14 protein-coding genes are annotated in these 17,955 nt (G+C 73.8%); 7 read left to right on the top strand and 7 right to left on the bottom strand.

Translation table 11 applies throughout. From position 1 onward, the window contains the following. Positions 1–137 precede the first annotated feature (137 nt). Together WA762_RS01065 and WA762_RS01060 are read left to right on the top strand one after the other, a co-directional pair. Positions 138–1,568, top strand: a complete 1,431-nt coding sequence (locus tag WA762_RS01065) for an HtaA domain-containing protein (protein ID WP_335931940.1) — start codon at positions 138–140, stop codon at positions 1,566–1,568. Positions 1,569–1,668: 100 nt separating this feature from the next. Beyond that, positions 1,669–3,270: an HtaA domain-containing protein gene (locus WA762_RS01060; RefSeq protein WP_335931938.1), complete on the top strand. Its 1,602-nt coding sequence runs from the start codon at positions 1,669–1,671 to the stop codon at positions 3,268–3,270. 227 nt (positions 3,271–3,497) lie between these two features. Here the strand turns inward: WA762_RS01060 and WA762_RS01055 are convergent, their stop codons facing one another. After that, positions 3,498–4,163, bottom strand: coding sequence for a biliverdin-producing heme oxygenase (locus WA762_RS01055; protein WP_335931936.1), 666 nt, complete (start codon positions 4,161–4,163; stop codon positions 3,498–3,500). A 417-nt stretch (positions 4,164–4,580) separates the two neighbouring features. Next, a complete protein-coding gene (gene map / locus WA762_RS01050; protein WP_335931934.1) occupies positions 4,581–5,438 on the bottom strand; it encodes a type I methionyl aminopeptidase in 858 nt (285 codons plus the stop codon). Between the two features lie 58 nt (positions 5,439–5,496). On the opposite strand from map, the gene WA762_RS01045 reads away from it, so the two are divergent. Beyond that, positions 5,497–5,754 carry a hypothetical protein gene (locus WA762_RS01045; RefSeq protein ID WP_335931932.1) on the top strand — a complete coding sequence of 86 codons (258 nt, stop codon included), beginning with the start codon at positions 5,497–5,499 and terminating at the stop codon, positions 5,752–5,754. Positions 5,755–5,844: 90 nt separating this feature from the next. Here WA762_RS01045 and WA762_RS01040 read toward each other — a convergent pair whose 3' ends face one another. Then, the gene (locus WA762_RS01040; protein WP_335931930.1) at positions 5,845–7,215 is read right to left on the bottom strand and encodes an MFS transporter; all 1,371 of its coding nucleotides are present in this window, start codon (positions 7,213–7,215) and stop codon (positions 5,845–5,847) included. Between the two features lie 336 nt (positions 7,216–7,551). Between WA762_RS01040 and npdG the strand changes: the two genes are divergently transcribed. Next, complete coding sequence (gene npdG, locus WA762_RS01035) at positions 7,552–8,262, top strand: NADPH-dependent F420 reductase (RefSeq protein WP_335931928.1); 711 nt, start codon at positions 7,552–7,554, stop codon at positions 8,260–8,262. 80 nt (positions 8,263–8,342) lie between these two features. Further along, the gene (locus WA762_RS01030; protein WP_335931926.1) at positions 8,343–8,576 is read left to right on the top strand and encodes a hypothetical protein; all 234 of its coding nucleotides are present in this window, start codon (positions 8,343–8,345) and stop codon (positions 8,574–8,576) included. A 118-nt stretch (positions 8,577–8,694) separates the two neighbouring features. Here WA762_RS01030 and WA762_RS01025 read toward each other — a convergent pair whose 3' ends face one another. After that, the gene (locus WA762_RS01025) at positions 8,695–9,483 is read right to left on the bottom strand and encodes a site-2 protease family protein (protein WP_335931924.1); all 789 of its coding nucleotides are present in this window, start codon (positions 9,481–9,483) and stop codon (positions 8,695–8,697) included. A gap of 160 nt (positions 9,484–9,643) precedes the next feature. On the opposite strand from WA762_RS01025, the gene WA762_RS01020 reads away from it, so the two are divergent. Next, positions 9,644–12,973 carry a BTAD domain-containing putative transcriptional regulator gene (locus tag WA762_RS01020; RefSeq protein ID WP_335931922.1) on the top strand — a complete coding sequence of 1,110 codons (3,330 nt, stop codon included), beginning with the start codon at positions 9,644–9,646 and terminating at the stop codon, positions 12,971–12,973. 53 nt (positions 12,974–13,026) lie between these two features. Here WA762_RS01020 and WA762_RS01015 read toward each other — a convergent pair whose 3' ends face one another. The 3 genes from WA762_RS01015 to panB all read right to left on the bottom strand — a co-directional run bounded on the left by WA762_RS01015 (position 13,027) and on the right by panB (position 15,967). Continuing rightward, positions 13,027–13,884: an ABC transporter permease gene (locus tag WA762_RS01015; protein WP_335931920.1), complete on the bottom strand. Its 858-nt coding sequence runs from the start codon at positions 13,882–13,884 to the stop codon at positions 13,027–13,029. Beyond that, entirely contained in the window at positions 13,881–14,903 is a 1,023-nt protein-coding gene (locus WA762_RS01010; protein WP_335931918.1) for an ATP-binding cassette domain-containing protein, read from the bottom strand. Before WA762_RS01010 ends, WA762_RS01015 begins: the two co-directional genes overlap by 4 nt. Before the next feature lie 176 nt (positions 14,904–15,079). Then, on the bottom strand, positions 15,080–15,967 hold the full coding sequence (gene panB, locus WA762_RS01005) for a 3-methyl-2-oxobutanoate hydroxymethyltransferase (protein ID WP_335931916.1): 888 nt from the start codon (positions 15,965–15,967) through the stop codon (positions 15,080–15,082). Between the two features lie 270 nt (positions 15,968–16,237). Here panB and WA762_RS01000 point away from each other — a divergent pair, with 270 nt between their 5' ends. After that, positions 16,238–17,869 (top strand): MFS transporter, encoded by a 1,632-nt coding sequence (locus WA762_RS01000; RefSeq protein ID WP_335931913.1) that lies wholly within the window; start codon positions 16,238–16,240, stop codon positions 17,867–17,869. Positions 17,870–17,955: the final 86 nt, after the last annotated feature.

Raw genomic sequence — 17,955 nt, 5'->3', positions numbered from 1 at the left:
CGTCCTGTCGTTCCGCCATGAGCAGTTGGCCATGGTTCGCATCTGATTGCGAGGCATGTGGTGAAGGGGGTACCACCACACGATCTTCATAGCTTAGGTTAGCCTTACCTTGCTCGCTAGATCTCGGAGGGGTCCTCATGCTGTCGTCCCGACCTGCCCGCGTGCCCGGACGGGCGCTCGCGGTCGCGCTGTTCGCGGCGCTGCTCGGAGCCCTGCTCCCGGCCACCGCCGCCCAGGCGGCAGGCCGCACGGTGCAGGGCGGCCGGCTGGACTGGGGCATCAAGTCGTCGTTCCAGAGCTATGTCACCGGCCCCATCGCGAACGGGAGCTGGGGCCTGACCGGCGGCGCCGCCACGGTCGGCGGAAGCCAGTTCCGCTTCCACTCCGCCGCCGGTTCCTACGACCCGGCGACCGGCGCCCTCACCGCGGGCTTCTCCGGCGGGGTCCGCTTCGTCGGACACCGCAAGGCCGACGGCGGCAACGAACTGGACCTCTCCATCAGCCGCCCCACCATCCGGATCACGGGCGGCCGGGGCGCCGTCCTCGCCGACATGGTCAGCAAGGAGCGCGGCAGCGGACGCGTCGGCTCCGCCGCGCAGGTGCCGCTGGCCACCCTCAACCTGTCCGGGATCGACATGCGGGGCGGCACCACCCCCATCGCCCTCACCAACATCCCGGCGACCCTGACGGCGCAGGGCGCGAAGGCGTTCGCCGGCTACTACACGGCCGGCACCCCGCTCGACCCGATCAGCCTCTCCGTGGACACCACCGCCCCGGCGGGGAAGCCGGACGCGGCCGCCTCCCCGGAGAAGTCCGCCGGGAAGAGCGCCGATCCGAAGAAGACCGCGAAGAACGGGGAGACCGCCGGACGCGTCGAGAACGCCGCCGTCGACTGGGGCGTGCGCCGCACCTTCCGCGAGTACGTCACCGGCCCCGTCGGCAAGGGGAAGTGGACCCTGGCCGACGGCGCGCAGGACGGCGGCGCGCTGTTCCGCTTCCCGGCCGGCAAGGGAACGTACGACCCGAAGCGGCAGACCCTGGACGCCGGCTTCGCGGGCAGCGTCCGCTTCACCGGCGCCGAGGGGCTGGACCTGGAACTCTCCGCGGTCGCGGTCCGGGTGAAGGACGGCCGGGGCACCCTCTCGGCCGACGTGCTGAGCGGCGGCGAACGGAGCAGGGCCGTCCCGCTGGTCACCTTCGCCGCGAAGGACTTCGCGCCGAAGAACGGCCTCGCCGTCCTCACCGAGGCCCCCGCGACCCTCACCGCCGACGGCGCCAAGGCGTTCGGCTCGCTCTACAAGGCGGGCACCGCGATGGACCCGGTCTCCCTGGCCGTCGCCGTCGACCGGGACGCCGCCCTGCCCGCCCTGCCCGACCTGGGCAGCGACCCCACCCCGTCGCCGACGGCCGAGACGAAGACCGTCACCACGGCCGCGTCGCCCGGCACCGGCTCCGACTCCGGCTCCCGGACGCCGCTCTACCTCGGCCTCGGCGGCGCCGGCGTCCTGGCCGCCGCGGGCGCGCTGTACCTCGCCCGCCGCCGCGGCGCCCCCGGCAAGAACGACTGACTCCCCTTCACCCCCCGTACCACCCGGCTCATCCGGTACCCCCGTACCGCTTGCCTCACCCGGTACCCCCATACCGCATCCCCCGAGGAGACCACCGACCATGGCAGCCACCCGCCGCCCCATAGCCCTCGCCGCCGCCGTCGCCACGGCGACAGCCCTCGGCGCGACCGCGTTCGCCCTCCCGGCGCTCGCCGCCGACGGCGCCGCCTCCGGCAGGGCGGCCGCCGCCCCGAAGCTGGACCTGAAGGACGGCACCCTGGAGTGGGGCGTCAAGGAGTCCTTCCGCAAGTACCTGGCGTCGTCGTTCTCCGGCGGGAAGATCACCGTCAAGGACGGCGCCGTCCAGGCCCCCGACAACGGCGTGTTCACCTTCGTCAACGGCAAGGGCAGCTACGACACCGCCACGCACGGCACGGACACCGCCTTCGAGGGCGGCGTCAACTTCTACGCCCACGGCGGCGTCCTCGACATCACGCTCTCGGACGTGAAGCTCTCCACCGCCGGCACCGGCGGCGCGATCACCGCCGACGTCACGACCCCGGAAGGCACCCATGACGACGTGGTGTTCGCCTCCCTGGACCTGTCGGCGGTGAAGCCCGGTCAGGGCGCGGGCGGCGCGATGGTCTTCAAGGACATCCCGGCGACGCTGACCAAGGCCGGCTCCGAGGCGTTCAACGGCCAGTACAAGGAGGGCGACGCGCTCGACCCGGCCACCCTCTCGGTGAAGGCGGGCGGGGCCCCGACCACGGAGCCCACCAGGGAGCCGTCGACCGGGCCGACCACCGAGCCCACCACGGAACCCACCGGGAAGCCGACGACCGGGCCCACCGGGAAGCCCACCACCGAACCGACCGGCAGGCCCACCTCGTCCGCCTCCCCGTCGGCCACCGCCACGGACAAGCCGGCCGCCGAGACCGGCGAGATCGTCGACGGCACCCTGGACTGGGGCGTCAAGAAGTCGTTCCGCACCTACGTCACCGGGCCCATCGCGCACGGCAAGGTCGAGACGACGGGCGGCGCCCGGGCGTCCGCCGACGGCTACCGGTTCCCCGACGCCACCGGGCACGTCGACACCGAGAAGCAGACCCTGAACGCCGGGTTCGACGGCAAGGTCCGCTTCCTGGGCCACCAGGAGGACGGCTCCTACACCCTCGACCTCTCCCTCACCAAGCTGAGGATCCAGGCGAACGGCACGAAGGGCACGCTGATCGCGGACGTCTCCAGCAAGGACCGCGAGACCAAGAAGGTCTCCGAGTACTCCGGCCTGGCCGTCGCGGACCTGAAGCTGCCCAAGGGCGGATTCGCGGCCAAGGACGGGGTGGTGAACCTCTCCGCCGTCCCGGCGACCCTCACCGCCGACGGCACCAAGGCGTTCGGCGGCATGTACCGGGCGGGCGAGGAGCTCGACCCGCTGACCGTCGCGGTCGCCCTGGACGAGGACGCCGAACTCCCCGGCGCGGCGGGCGGTTCCGGCTCCACCGGCTCCGGTGACTCGACCGGTTCCACGGGTCTGGCCGGAGGCTCCGCGTCCCTCGGCGGCGACAGCGTGGGCGGCGGCTCGGTCGGCGGCTCGGTCGGCGGCTCCGGATCCCTCGCCTCCACCGGCTCCGACCTCCCGACCGGCGCCCTGATCGGCGGTGCGGGCCTCGTCGTGGCGACCGGTGCGGGAGTCGTCCTCGCCGCCCGCCGCCGCACCGCCTGACCGTAGGCACGCGGCGTCCCGACCGCACCGCCCGGGTGGCGGCCCGTTCCACGGCCGTCACCCGGGCGGTTCCGCTGTGCCGGAAGCGGAAGCGGAAGCGGAAGCGGGAGCGGGAACGGAAGCGGGAACGGGAACGGCGCGGCCGACGGCGGCCGACCGGTGTTTCGGTCCGCCGTCGTCGGCCGCGCCGAGAGGGCTCCGCGCGAAGACCCCGCGCGGGGAAGGCGCTACGCGCCGAGCGGGAACGCCTCGCCCAGCTCGCGGAAGACCGCGGTGTTCAGCGCGAACGCCCGCTTGCACTCGTCGACGACCCGCTGCTTCTCCAGGTCGTCCGCGTTCAGCGCGTCCAGCAGCTCGCGGTAACCCCGCTTGAACGCGGCGGGGTTGGGGATCTGGTCGAAGACGTAGAACCGGACCCCGTCGCCCTTGCGCGCGAAGCCCCAGGTCTTCTCCGCCTTGTCCCGGATGATCTGGCCGCCGGAGAGGTCGCCGAGGTAGCGGGTGTAGTGGTGGGCGACATAACCGGCGGGCCAGGTGCGGGCGCACTCCTCGACCCGGGCGGCGTACGCGGCGGTGGCGGGCAGCGGCTCCAGGCCGTCGCGCCAGCCGTCGCCCCGCAGATGCGCCAGATCGCGCTCCAGCTCGGCGGTGCGCATCAGCTCGGACTGTATGAACGGGCCGGCGACCGGGTCGTTCCGCAGCGCCTGCGCCCCCTCCTCCAGTGCCCGGTACACGAACCACAGCTGCTCGGTGTAGCGCGTATACGCGTCCACCCCGAGACGCCCGCCGAGCAGGTCGCTCATGAAGGTCGAGGTCTCCGCCTCGGTGTGCTGTTCGTGTGACGCCGTGCGGATGAGCGTCGAGAAGGGCGTGACGGCGGCGGTTGCGTCCAAGGCGGGCCTCCGGGGGCCAAGAGGGACGGGAAGTCCGGAAAGAAACGGATAAAGAACGGCAGTGACCGAGCGATGCGGCCGCTGTCGACACCCCTGATCCTCCTACTTAGGCTTACCTAAGTCAACAGCTTCCCGACAGTCTGTCGGTAAAAACGATACGCCGGGTTCCGCGCCCTCCGCATGGCAGGGCGGCGAGGCCCGTACGGGCGTGGGCACACGAAAGCGGCCGCCCGGCGGGGCGGCCGCTTCTCGTGGTGAGCGTTGCTTCGGCGGTGGCGGGTTCCGGCGGCGGTTCCGGTGGCGGGCCGCCCGCACGGTCGAGTACGGCTCCGCGCACACGCCGTCACGGGCCGCCGGAAACGCGCCGCGCGCGCCCGCGTGGGCCTGCCGCGCGCGGGCCTCCGCACGGCCGCCCGGCTACGGCAGGGTCAGGATCTCGGCGCCCGTGTCCGTCACCACCAGCGTGTGCTCGAACTGGGCGGTGCGCCTGCGGTCCTTCGTCACCACCGTCCAGCCGTCGTCCCACATGTCGTAGTCGTGGCTGCCCAGCGTCAGCATGGGCTCGATGGTGAACGTCATCCCGGGCTTCAGCACGGTGGTCGCGTGCGGGCTGTCGTAGTGCGGGATGATCAGGCCGGAGTGGAACGAGGAGTTGATCCCGTGCCCGGTGAAGTCCCGCACCACGCCGTACCCGAAGCGCTTGGCGTACGACTCGATGACCCGCCCGATCACATTGATCTGCCGCCCGGGCCGGACCGCCTTGATGGCCCGCTTCAGCGCCTCCTCGGTGCGTTCCACGAGCAGGCGGGACTCCTCGTCCACCTCGCCGCAGAGGTAGGTGGCGTTGTTGTCGCCGTGCACGCCGCCGATGTACGCCGTGACGTCGAGGTTCACGATGTCGCCGTCGCGCAGCACCGTGGAGTCGGGGATGCCGTGGCAGATCACCTCGTTGATCGAGGTGCACAGCGACTTGGGGAAGCCGCGGTACCCCAGCGTCGACGGGTAGGCGCCGTGGTCGCACATGAACTCATGGGCCACCCGGTCGAGTTCGTCCGTCGTCACGCCGGGGGCGATGTGCTTGGCGGCCTCCGCCATCGCCTGCGCGGCGATGCGGCCCGCGACGCGCATGCGCTCGACGGTGTCGGCGTCCTGGACCTCGGGCCCGGTGTACGGAGTCGGGGCCGGCTTGCCCACGTACTCGGGGCGCCGGATCTTTCCGGGTACGGAACGGATGGGAGTGATCTCCCCGGGTACGAGGAGCGACTGGCCAGACATGTCAGCGAGTCTAACCAGCGCGCTTGGGGCAGCATGGCCCCGAGGGAAGGAGCCGGTGATGGCCCTGTTCAAGAAGCGCACGGTCGGCAGGCCGGGCGAGTGGTACTACTGCCTGCGGCACCAGAAGGTCGAGGAGGGCCCCGACTGCCCGGCCAAGGACCGCTTCGGGCCGTACGCCTCGCCGGAGGAGGCGCGGCACGCGATGGACATCGCGCGGGAGCGGAACACGGAGTGGGAGACGGACCCCAAGTGGCACGACGACGAAACCCCCGGGACCCCGGGGGACGACGGTCCGGCCGGGAAGCCGGACGCGTGACCGGACACCGGGCGGGCCCGTCCGGCGACTGAACCCGCCCGCCCGGGCCGGGCCGTCGCGTCCGCCCACCCGGGCCGCCGCGCTTCGTTCTCAGCCGCCCGACGGAGCGGTTTCCGCCCCGGATCCCGCCCCGGTCTCCGCCCCGGGCGGGACGGGGGCCGCCGCCGGGGCGGAGCCCGCCTCGCGCTGCGCGCGCCGGCGTACCGCGTCCTCGTCCGTCTCGGAGTCGTAGGTGAGCAGCTTCGGCAGCGCCGCGGTGAGCAGCGCGACCGACGCCACGCAGGCCAGGCCACCGCTCCAGATGGCGGGCCGGGTCCCCGTCCAGCCCGCCATCGCGCCGGCCCGCACCTGGCCCAGCTGGGGGCCGACGCTGTACGAGAGCACCTCGATGCCCGCCAGCCGGCCCCGCAGCTCCTCCGGGATGGTCTGGTTCCAGATCGTGGAACGGCCCAGCCCGCTGAGCATGTCGCCCGCGCCCGCCACCGCCAGGCAGATCAGCACCGGCCACACACTGCTGAACCATCCGGCCGCCGCGATCGCCAGCCCCCACACCGCCGCCCCGCCCACCACGAACAGGCCGTGCCGCCGCACCCGCGACGTCCAGCCGCTGGTCAGGCCCAGTACCAGGGAGCCGACCGAGCCCGCCGCGTACATCAGGCCCAGCGACCAGTCGGCGTCCAGCTCGTCCGCCAGGAACGGGAAGATCGTGTTCGGGAAGGCGAAGAACATCGCGGCCAGGTCGACGGCGTACGTCCCCAGCAGCACCGGCCGGCTCCAGGCGTACCGCGCCCCCTCGGCGATCCCGCGCAGCGACGGCTTCGCGTTGTCCCGGGCGGGCGGGGCCGGCGACAGACGCAGACAGAGCAGCACGGAGACGGCGAACGTCACCACCGTTACCGTGTACGCGGTGGCGTGCCCGGCGTAGGCCACCACGAGCCCCGCCACCGCCGGGCCGGTGATCGCGCCGAACTGCCAGCGCAGCGAGTTCAGCGCGGCGGCCGCGGTCAGCTGGTCGTGCGGCACGATCCGGGCCATCAGCGAGTCCAGCGCGGGGCGCTGGAGCCCGGCGAGCGCGGAGACCCCGCCCGCGACCAGGTAGAGCGGCCACAGCAGCGGATGGGGCAGCGCGGCGTTCAGCAGCAGGACGAGGGCCAGCAGCCCCAGCCCCGCCTCGGTGCCCAGGATCACCTTGCGGCGGTCCACGGCGTCCGCGAGCGCCCCGCCGTACAGGCCGAAGACGACCAGCGGGACCAGTTCGACCGCGCCCATCACGCCGACCGCCAGCGGCGACCCCGTCAACTCCTTGATCTGGAGCGGCAGCGCGATCAGCGCCATGAAGCTGCCGAAGTAGGTGACCACGCCCTGGATCCACAGCAGGCGGAAATCGGCCGAGGCACGCAGGGGAGTGAGATCGGGCAGCAGCGCGGAGAACCGCCCGGCCCGGGAAGGAGCTGAGGTCACGAGGGGTCATGGTCCGGAGCCGCGCCCCTGGGCGCAACATCTTTTCGCCGCCCGGGCCTCCTCCGCAGCCCGAGCCCCCTCCGCCGCACGAGCTCCCTCCGCGTCCGGCTCCGGCCCGCCCTCCACGTCCGGTTCCGCGTCCGGCTCCGGCCCTCCGTGTGTGTACGGGGGCCTCCCGCGTGGCGGCACGGTGTTCGTCGCGCGCGGTCGGCCGCCCGGCGTCCGCGGGCCGCCCCCGTTCTTCCGTGCTCTTCGCTCTTCCGTGTTCTTCCGCGCGGAGACACGGTGTTCTCCTGCGTGGCGGACGGTGACACGCCGGGCAGTAGTGTCGAAGCCATGACTACGAATGAGACGGGCGGGGAGCCCAAGCCTCCCGCCAAGGACCCCTGGGACCTCCCCGATGTGTCCGGGCTGACCGTCGGCGTGCTCGGCGGCACCGGCCCGCAGGGGCGCGGGCTCGCCTACCGGTTCGCCCGCGCCGGACAGAAGGTGATCGTGGGGTCGCGGGTCGCCGACCGTGCCCGGGACGCCGCCGGGGAGCTCGGCCACGGCATCGAGGGCGCGGACAACGCCGAGTGCGCCCGGCGCAGCGACGTGGTGATCGTGGCCGTGCCGTGGGACGGCCACGCCAAGACCCTGGAGTCGCTGCGCGGTGAACTCGCCGGCAAGCTCGTCGTCGACTGCGTCAACCCGCTCGGCTTCGACAAGAAGGGCGCCTACGCCCTGAAGCCCGAGGAGGGCAGCGCCGCCGAGCAGGCCGCCGCGCTGCTCCCGGAGTCCCGGGTCACCGCCGCCTTCCACCACCTCTCCGCGGTGCTGCTCCAGGACACGGCCATCGAGGAGATCGACACCGATGTGCTGGTGCTGGGCGAGTCCCGTGCCGACACCGACCTGGTGCAGGCGCTGGCGGGCCGGATCCCCGGGATGCGCGGCGTCTTCGCCGGGCGGCTGCGCAACGCCCACCAGGTCGAGTCGCTCGTCGCCAACCTGATCTCGGTCAACCGCCGCTACAAGGCGCACGCGGGGCTCCGCGTCACCGACGTCTGAGCGGCCCGGGCCCGCGGGGTCGCGGACGCGGGCCCGTCCCGGGCCTCTTCCGGACCACCCCGCGACGGGCGGAAAGGGGCATGGGGGACACTGGACGGGACCGCGCACCGCACTCCGGACAGGAGCCGACTCCCATGCCCCGACTCGCTCTCTACGCCCTCGTCGTCTGCGCCCTGGCCGTCGTCGCGGCCGTGTTCTCGTTCGTCCAGGGCAGCTGGCTCGGGATCGTCTGGGTGCTGCTGGCGGGGCTCTCGTCCAACATGGCGTGGTTCTACCTGCGCCGGCACCGCGCCGAAGCCGCCGCGAGCCGGTGAGACCGAGCGGGGAGGCCGGTCACCGGCGCCCCGCCCGCGGACCGTCGCAGCCCGCCCGCGGACCGTCGCAGGCCGGCCGCGGACCGTCGCAGGCCGGCCGCGGAGACCCGCGGACCGGTCAGCCCTGGAACGCGCAGACCGGGTTGGCCGGCCGCCAGAACCGGTAGGCGTCCCAGCCGCAGTACGACGTGAAGTCGTCGACGCCCAGCGCCCGCAGCAGGGCGTGGATCGCGTCGAAGAACGCCATGTTGATCCCGGGGATCCACAGCACGGCGAAGACCGCGATCAGCCCGAACGGGGCGAACGGCTCGACCTGCCTGCGGACGCGGTGCGAGAGCCACGGCTCGATCACCCCGTACCCGTCCAGCCCGGGCACCGGAACGAAGTTGAGGATCGCCGCCGTCACCTGGAGCAGCGCCAGGAAGCCCAGCGCATGGCGGAACGGGCCCGGGACGCCGTCCAGCGCGTGCAGCCAGAACGGCGCCGTGCACACGATCGCGAACAGCACGTTCGTCAGCGGGCCCGCCGCCGAGATCAGGCTGTGCCGCCACCGCCCCCGGATCCGGCTCCGCTCGATGAACACCGCGCCGCCCGGCAGACCGATGCCGCCCATGATCACGAAGACCACCGGCAGCACGATGCTCAGCAGCGCGTGGGTGTACTTGAGCGGGTTGAGCGTGAGGTAGCCCTTCGCGGCGACCGAGATGTCCCCGCTGTGCAGCGCGGTGCGGGCGTGCGCGTACTCGTGCAGGCACAGCGACACCACCCACGCGGCCGTGACGAAGAGGAAGACCGCGATGCCGGGCCGCTCGGCGAACCCCGCCCACACCGCCCAGCCCGACACCGCCATCACGGCGACGATGCCGAGGAACACCGGGCTGATCCCTTGGCGCGATGCACTGACCATGGGACCGAGCCTACGGGCTGTCCGCCGCCCGTCCCCCGTCCGTCGCGGCCCGCACCCCCGTCCGTCGCGGCCCGCACCCCCGTCCGTCGCGCGCCGACGCGGGGCGGGCGCGTTTCGCACGGGTGTCCTCGCACCGATTCCGGTCACGGAGAATGGGCACGTGCGTTACGGCATCCTCGGGACCACTCAGGCGCTCCGCGACGACGGCACCGCCGTCGCCCTCGGCGGGGCGCGGCTGCGTGCCCTGCTCACCGTCCTCGCCCTGCGCCCGGGGCGCGCCGTCCCCGCCGCCGTGCTCGTCGACGAGGTGTGGGACGACGCCCCGCCGGCCGACGCGGTGGGCGCGCTCCAGGCCCTCGTCGGGCGGCTGCGCCGGGTCCTCGGCCATGCGGCGGTCACCTCCGAGGAGAGCGGCTACCGGCTGGCCGCCCGGCCGGAGGACGTCGACCTGTTCCGCTTCGAACGGCTGGCCGGGGAGGGGACGCGGGCCCTGGCGGAGGGCGACCCGGCGAAGGCCCGGGCCCTGCTCGACGAGGCGCTCGCCCTGTGGCGCGGCCCGGCCCTGGCCGACCTCCCCGACCGCGACGCCGTCGCCGCCCGCTGGACGGCCCGGCGGCTGGACGCCCGCCGCGCCGGGTTCGCCGCGGCGCTCGCGCTCGGGCACGCGGACGGCGTCCTGCCCGAGCTGCTGGCCCTGTGCGCCGAGCACCCGATCGACGAACCGCTCCAGGCGCTGCGGCTGCGGGCCCTGCGCGACGCCGGGCGCACGGCCGAGGCGCTGGCCGCGTACGACGAGGTGCGCACCGTGCTCGCCGAGCGGCTCGGCGCCGGCCCCGGCCCCGAACTGCGCGCCCTCCACGCCGGGCTGCTGGCCCAGGACGCGGCGGGCGGCCCGCGCCCGGTCCGCCGGGACGCGCCGTCCCCGGCCCCCCGGCCCGCCCCCGCCCGGCGCGGGAACCTCCGGGCCCGGCTCACCAGCTTCGTCGGGCGCGAGAACGACATCGAGGCGCTGCGCGCGGACCTGGCGCGCGTCCGGCTGGTCACCCTCCTCGGCCCGGGCGGCGCCGGCAAGACCCGGCTCTCCCAGGAGGCGGCCGAGGCCGTCGGCGACGCCTGGCCGGACGGCGTATGGCTGGCCGAACTCGCCCCCGTCGACGACCCGGACGCCGTCCCGGAGGCCGTGCTGACCGCGCTCGGCGCCCGCGAGACGGTGCTGCGCGGGGCCGGCGCCGAGGAGCTGCGCGCCGTCGAGGGCAACGCGGGCGACCCCCTCGTGCGCCTCACCGAGCACTGCTCGCGGCGCCGGATGCTCCTCCTCCTGGACAACTGCGAGCACCTGGTCGGGGCCGCAGCCGCCCTCGTCGACCATCTGCTCGCCCGCTGCCCGGACCTCACCGTGCTGGCCACCAGCCGGGAACCGCTCGGGGTGCCCGGCGAGTTCGTCCGGCCCGTGGACCCGCTGCCCGATCCGGTGGCGCTGCGGCTGTTCACCGACCGCGGCGCCGCCGCCCGGCCCGGCTTCCGGGCCGACGCGGACGAGGAGACCGCCGCGGCCGCCGCCGAGATCTGCCATCGCCTCGACGGGCTGCCGCTGGCCATCGAACTGGCCGCCGCCCGGCTGCGGATGCTCACTCCGCGCCAGATCGCGGACCGGCTCGACGACCGGTTCCGCCTGCTGACCAGCGGGGCCCGTACGGTGCTGCCCCGGCAGCAGACGCTGCGCGCCGTCGTCGACTGGTCCTGGGACCTGCTCGACGGGGACGAACGCGCCGCCCTGCGCCGCCTGTCGGTCTTCGCGGGCGGCTGCTCCCTGGCCGCCGCCGAGGCCGTCTGCGCGGACGGCCCCCGGGACGCGCGCGACGTCCCCGGGGTGCTGGGCTCGCTCGTCGACAAGTCCCTCGTGGTCGCCGCGCCCGCCGACGACGGCGAGATGCGCTACCGGCTGCTGGAGACCGTGGGCGAGTACGCCGCCGAACGGCTCGACGAGGCGGCGGAACGGGACGCCGTGGAGCGACGCCACCTCGTGTACTTCCGGGAACTGGCCCGCACCGCCGACCCCGAGCTCCGCGGCCCCCGGCAGCGGGCCGCCATCGCCCTGCTCCAGCGCGAGTACGAGAACATCCGCACCGCCCTGCGCCGGGCCGTCGCCGCCCGCGACGAGCAGGAGGCGCTCTGCGTCGTGCTGTCGCTGTGCTGGTACTGGCAGATGCGCGATCTGCGCGCCGAGGGCCTGCTGTGGGCCGACGCGGTGGCCGCGCTGGGCCCCGACCCCTTCGCCGGGCCCGCCCGGCCCGTGCCGTCCATCCGGGAGCGCTGCACCGACGCCCCGCCGCCGATGCCGCCCGAACTGCTCCAGGAGGCGCGGCGCCAGGTGACCCTGATCCAGCTCGTCAGCATGGACCACGCCCAGGACGTGTGGGCCGACGAGAAGGGCATGGCCCGGCTGCGGACCATCGCGGACACCTACCGGGCCGGGCAGCCGCAGACCTGCCGGGCCCCGGGCTCGCTCTGGTTCTTCGCGGTCATGATGACCGGCGGGGTCGACGACCTGCGCGCCCTGCTCGACGAGACGGTCCGCGCCAGCCGGGAGCTCGGTTACGCCTGGGAGCTGGCCGGCGCGCTCCAGATGCGGGCCAACGTGCTGGCCAACCGCCCCGAATGGGCGGGCACGGCCCGCGCCGACGCCGACGAGAGCCTGGAGATCTTCCGGCGGCTCGGCGACGACTGGGGCACCGCCGAAGCGCTCTCCTCCCGGGGCGAGGCCAACGAGAAGCGCGGCGACTTCGCGCGCGCCTCCGAGGACTTCCAGGCCGCCATCGGCCACGCGGAGCGGATCGGCGCCCAGTCCCAGGTGGCGATCCTGCGCACCCGGTACGCCTCCACCCTCACCGAGCTCGGCCGCGGCGACGAGGGCGAGGCGATTCTGCGCGCCGTGCTGGCGGAGGGGCGCCACGAGGGGCACGAGGCGATCCCCGCCGCCCGGATCTACCTCGCCCTGTGGCTGGGCCGGACCGGACGCACCGGCGAGGCGCGCGAGCAACTCGTCGCGCTGCAGGAGGAGTTCCGCTCCCGGACCCTGGCGATCTTCGAGGGGTTCCTGGTGGGCACCCTGGCCTGGCTGGACAACCAGGACGGGCGGTACGCCGAGGCGCTGCCCCGGTCCCTGGCGGCGCTGCGCCAGTCCCGGGACCGGCTGTCGCAGATGGTGGCGCCGCAGATGTCCGTCATCCATCTCGTCTCCGTGGCCCGGTCGTTGGCGGGGCTCGGCGGCGAGCGCCGGGCCGCGCTCGCGGCCCGGCTGCTGGCGGCCGGACGGGGGCTGCTGCCCCCGGGGCACGTGCCGACGTCGATGGAGCGCGACGACCGCGCGCACGCGGAGGAACTGGCCGTCGCGGTCCTCGGCCGGGACGCCTACGACCGGGCGTACACCGAGGGCGGCGGCCTCTCCCTGGACGAGGCCACCGCCCTCGCCGAGGCGCACCGGGACTGAGACCGCCGACCGGCCGGGGCCCGCCGCGCCCCGGCCCCGGGTCGCCGCCCGGCTCAGCTCTTCTTGCGGAACTTGGCGACCGCCAGCGGAGCCGTCACCGCGGTGATCCCCACCGCCCAGCCGAGCGTCAGCCACGCGGAATGGGCGACCGGACCGCCGATCATCAGCCCGCGCGCCGCGTCCGCCAGGTTGGACAGCGGGTTGTAGTCGGTGAACGCCTGGAGCCAGCCCGGCATCGTGGCGGTCGGGGCGAAGATCGAGGAACCGAACTGCAGAGGCATCAGCACCAGGAACCCCATTCCCTGAACCGCCTGGGCGGACTTCAGCGACAGACCCAGCAGGATGAAGACCCACATGATCGCGGCGCCGAACACCGCCGACAGACCGACCGCCCCGAGCAGACCCAGCGCCGAGGTCTTCAGCTCCATGCCGAGCAGGAAGCCCATGCCCAGCAGGATCGCGGTAGCGACCATCATCCGGCCCAGCTCCACCATGATCTTCGCGATGAGGACCGAGGAACGGGCGATCGGCATCGTCCGGAACCGGTCCATGACCCCCTTGCGGAAGTCCTCGTTGACCCCGGTGCCGACCGCGGTGGCGATGTTCATGCCCAGCATCGCCATCATGCCGGGAACCACGTAGTTGATGTACGTCTGCCGGTCGCCGCCCAGGCTCGCGCCGATGGACCCGCCGAAGACGTACACGAACAGCAGGATGAAGACGATGGGCATCAGCAGCACATCGAACATCGACTCCGGATCCTTCTTGATCTGGAGCACATTGCGCCGCATCAGCGCGCCGATGTGCCGCAGATTGGCGCGCAGCCCGATCCGGCCCTCGCCGACGGGCGCCCTCGGCGGGGCGGACGGGGCGGCGCCGGTCGTGACGGGCTGCTGGATCGTCGTACTCATGCCGCGACCTCCGCGGGGATCGTGTCGGCGGCGGAAGTGCTCTTCTCGCCGGTGATGGCCAGGAAGACCTCGTCCAGGCTGGGCAGCGCGGTGGCGATGTGCGCCAGCGCGAAGCCCCGGGCGCCGAGCAGGCCGACGACGGCGGTCAGCTGCTCGTCGCTGAGGATCGGCACGTACAGCAGGCCCTCGTCCGGGACCGCCTGCGCGCCCGAGACCCCGTCCAGGCCGGCCTCCCGCAGCGCCTGCGCCATCGCGGGCAGCTGCGCCGGGTCCGAGGGGCGGATCTGCAGGGTGCGTCCGCCGACCTTGGCCTTGAGCTCGTCGACCCCGCCGTTGGCGATGATCCGGCCCTTGTCGATGACGGTCAGCTCGTTCGCGAGCTGCTCCGCCTCCTCCATGTACTGGGTGGTGAGCAGGACCGTCGCGCCCTCCGCGACCATCCGCTGGACCTCGTCCCACACCTCGTTGCGGGTCCGGGGGTCGAGCCCCGTCGTCGGCTCGTCCAGGTAGAGGACGGCCGGACGGCCGATCATCGACGCGGCCAGGTCGAGGCGCCGCCGCATGCCGCCGGAGTAGTCCATCGCCGCGCGCCGGGCCGCGTCCGTGAGCGAGAACCGCTCCAGCAGCTCGTCGGCCCGGGACCGGGCGTCCTTGCGCGACAGGTCGAGCAGCCGCCCGATCATGTAGAGGTTCTCCCAGCCGGACAGCTTCTCGTCGACCGAGGCGTACTGCCCGGTCAGACCGATGGTGCGGCGCAGCTGGCGGGGCTGCTTCACCACGTCGTAGCCCGCCACCACGGCGCGCCCGGCGTCGGGGACGATCAAGGTGGACAGGCAGCGCACCAGCGTGGTCTTGCCCGCGCCGTTGGGGCCGAGCACGCCGAGCACCGTGCCCTCGCGGACGTCGAGGTCCACACCGTCCAGAGCCCTGGTCGAGCCGTAGTGCTTGACCAGCCCCCGGACCTCCACGGCGTTGGCGCCGCTCCTGGGGTTCGTGTCGTTTCGCGTCATGTCCACCATGGGACCAGGCGTCACCGACAGGCCGCCGACAACAGGCCGACAGCCCGCCGATGGGGGATGTCGGCGGGCTGTCGGTGGTGCCGGCGGTGGTCTTCCGGGCCGGAGCCGGGGGGCCGGGCCGCGCACCGGGGCGCCCGTTCCGCCCGGGGGCGACCCGGGCGGAACGGGGCGGGCCCTCAGTGGAAGGTGTGCTCGGCGGCCGGGAAGGAACCGCCCACGACCTCCTCCGCGAACTCCTTCGCCGCGTCGCCCAGCACCTGGCGCAGGTTCGCGTACTGCTTGGTGAAGCGCGGCACCTTGCCGCCGGTCAGCCCGACCATGTCGGTGTAGACCAGCACCTGGGCGTCCGTGTCCGGACCGGCCCCGATGCCGACGGTCGGGATGTGCAGGGTGCGGGTGATCTCCGCAGCCAGCTCGGCCGGCACGAGCTCCAGGACGACCGCGAACGCGCCCGCGTCCTGCACCGCCTTGGCGTCGCGCAGCATCTGCTGGGCGGCCTCCTCGCCGCGGCCCTGCACGCGGTAGCCCATCGCGTTCACGGACTGCGGCGTCAGGCCGATGTGGGCCATGACCGGGATGCCGGCGCCGACCAGCAGCCGGATCTGCTCATGGCTGCGCTCGCCGCCCTCCAGCTTGACCGCGCCGACCCCGGACTCCTTGATCAGGCGGGTGGCGTTGCGCAGGGCCTGGACCGGCCCCTCCTGGTACGCCCCGAAGGGCAGGTCGGCGACGATCAGCGCGCGCCGGGTGCCCCGTACGACGGCGGCCGACAGCACCGCCATCTCGTCCATCGTGACGGGCACGGTGGTCTCGTAGCCGAGGTGGCAGTTGCCCATCGAGTCGCCGACGAGCATGACCGGGATGCCGGCCTCGTCGAAGACGGACGCGGTCATCGCGTCGTACGCGGTGAGCATGGGCCACTTCTCGCCGCGCGCGGTGGCGGCGGCGATGTCGTGGACGGTGACCCGGCGGGTGCTCTTGCCCCCGTACAGCGCCTTGCTGCCGTCGGCGGAGGCCCCCGCGGGGGATGAGGCGGACGTGTTCCGCGCAGCCTGAAGCGACATGTGTCTACGGCTCCTTCGTCATCTCGAGGCGCCCTGACGGCGTCCCCGGACCGGTTCCATGGTGGCATCCCGTGCCCGTCCGCGGGAAGTGGGGCCGCACATGCCGGCGGCGCGAACCCCGGCGGGGGAGGGCGACGGAGACCGGGCGGGTGTTCCGCGGCGCGGCGGGCGGGCGAACCCCCGGTGGCCGGGGGCCGGGGCGCGGGGGCGGCCGGTAAAGGACTCACCAATACGAGACGGTTCCGTATCGAAAGCCTGTACGCTCCTGGCATGTCAATACCCCCGGGCGCTCGCCCCGCCCCGCCCCAGGTCCCCGAGGCGGTCCACCGCCGCCGCTGGGCGATCCTCGTCGTCCTGATGTTCAGCCTGCTCATCGTGGTTCTGGACAACTCGATCCTGAACGTCGCGGTCAAGACCATCGCCAGTCCCGCGCCCACCGGCATCGGCGCCACCCAGAGCGAGCTGGAGTGGGCCATCAACTCCTACACGCTGGTCTTCGCCGGGCTCCTGTTCACCGCGGGACTGCTCGGCGACCGCGTCGGCCGCAAGAAGGTGCTGCTCTCCGGCATCCTCGTGTTCGGCGTCGGCTCCGCCCTGGCCGCGCTGTCCGGCTCGCCCGGCGAGCTGATCACCTGGCGGGCTGTCATGGGATGCGGCGCCGCGTTCGTCATGCCCGCCACGCTCGCCGTGCTGATGAACGTCTTCGAGCGCGACGAACAGCCCAAGGCCATCGGCATCTGGGCCGGCAGCGTCGGCCTCGCCATCGCGATCGGCCCGATCACCGGCGGGCTGCTGCTCGAACACTTCTGGTGGGGATCGATCTTCCTGGTCAACGTCCCCGTGGTGGTCGTCGCCCTGATCGCCATGGTGCTGCTGGTGCCCGACTCCAAGGACCCGAACCCGGGCCGGATCGACCCGGCGGGCGTCCTGCTCTCCGTCGTCGGCCTGGTCCTGCTGGTCTACGGCATCATCCGCGGCGGGCAGCTCGGCGACTTCGCCGACGTCACGGTGCTGCTCACGATCGCCGGCGGGCTGGTCGTGCTGGCCCTGTTCGTGTGGCACGAGCGGCGCAGCAGCCACCCGGCCCTGGACGTCTCGTACTTCCGGAACCCGTCGTTCTCCGCGGCCGTCGCCGCCATCGCGCTGGTCTTCTTCGCGCTGATGGGCGTGACCTTCTTCTCCGCCTTCTACATGCAGAGCGTGCGGGGCTGGAGCGCGCTGCGGGCCGGTGTGCTGATCCTGCCGCTGGCCGTCGCCCAGATGATCTTCGCGCCGCGGGCGCGGCTGGTCGTCGACCGGTTCGGCGCCCGGGCGGTGTGCACGGTCGGCCTGCTGCTGGTCGCCCTCGGCCTCGCGGCGTTCGCCCTGTTCGACGCCACCACGCCGGTCTGGGTGCTGTGCGTGCTGTTCTTCGTCCAGGGCACCGGCATGGCGCATGTGATGACACCGGTCACGGTCTCCGTGATGCAGTCGCTGCCCAGGGAGAAGGCGGGGTCCGGATCGGCCGTCAACAACACCTTCCGGCAGGTCGGCGGGGCGCTCGGGATCGCCGTGCTCGGCTCGGTGCTGTCCACCGTCTACCGCGGCGGCGTCGACGGGCACCTCGACGCGCTCCCGGCCGGCGCCCGGGAGGCGGCGGGCGAGTCGATCGAGGCGACCCTCGGCGTCGCGGAGCGCCTGGGGCCGGCGGGCGCCCCGCTGGTCAGGGCCGCGCACGACGCGTTCCTGGACGCCATGCACGTCACCGCCGTCTGCTCGGCCGGCGTCGCCCTGGTGGGCGCGCTCGTGGTGGCGCTGTTCCTCCCGGGCCGCACGCCCGCCGGGCAGCGGCCCGCGGAGCCCGGCGCGCAGGAGCCGTCCGACGCCGACCGGGGCGGCCCGGTGGCGGCCGTGGAGGGCTGAGACGCCGCCCCGGGGCCGGGACACGTTCCCCGGGTTCCGGGGCGGCTCGCGGAGGCGACGCCTCCGTCGGCGAGAATCGGGGCGGC

This window comes from Streptomyces tyrfis (assembly GCF_037034285.1).
Classification (GTDB): domain Bacteria; phylum Actinomycetota; class Actinomycetes; order Streptomycetales; family Streptomycetaceae; genus Streptomyces.
This window is presented reverse-complemented; position numbering and strand designations above follow the sequence as displayed.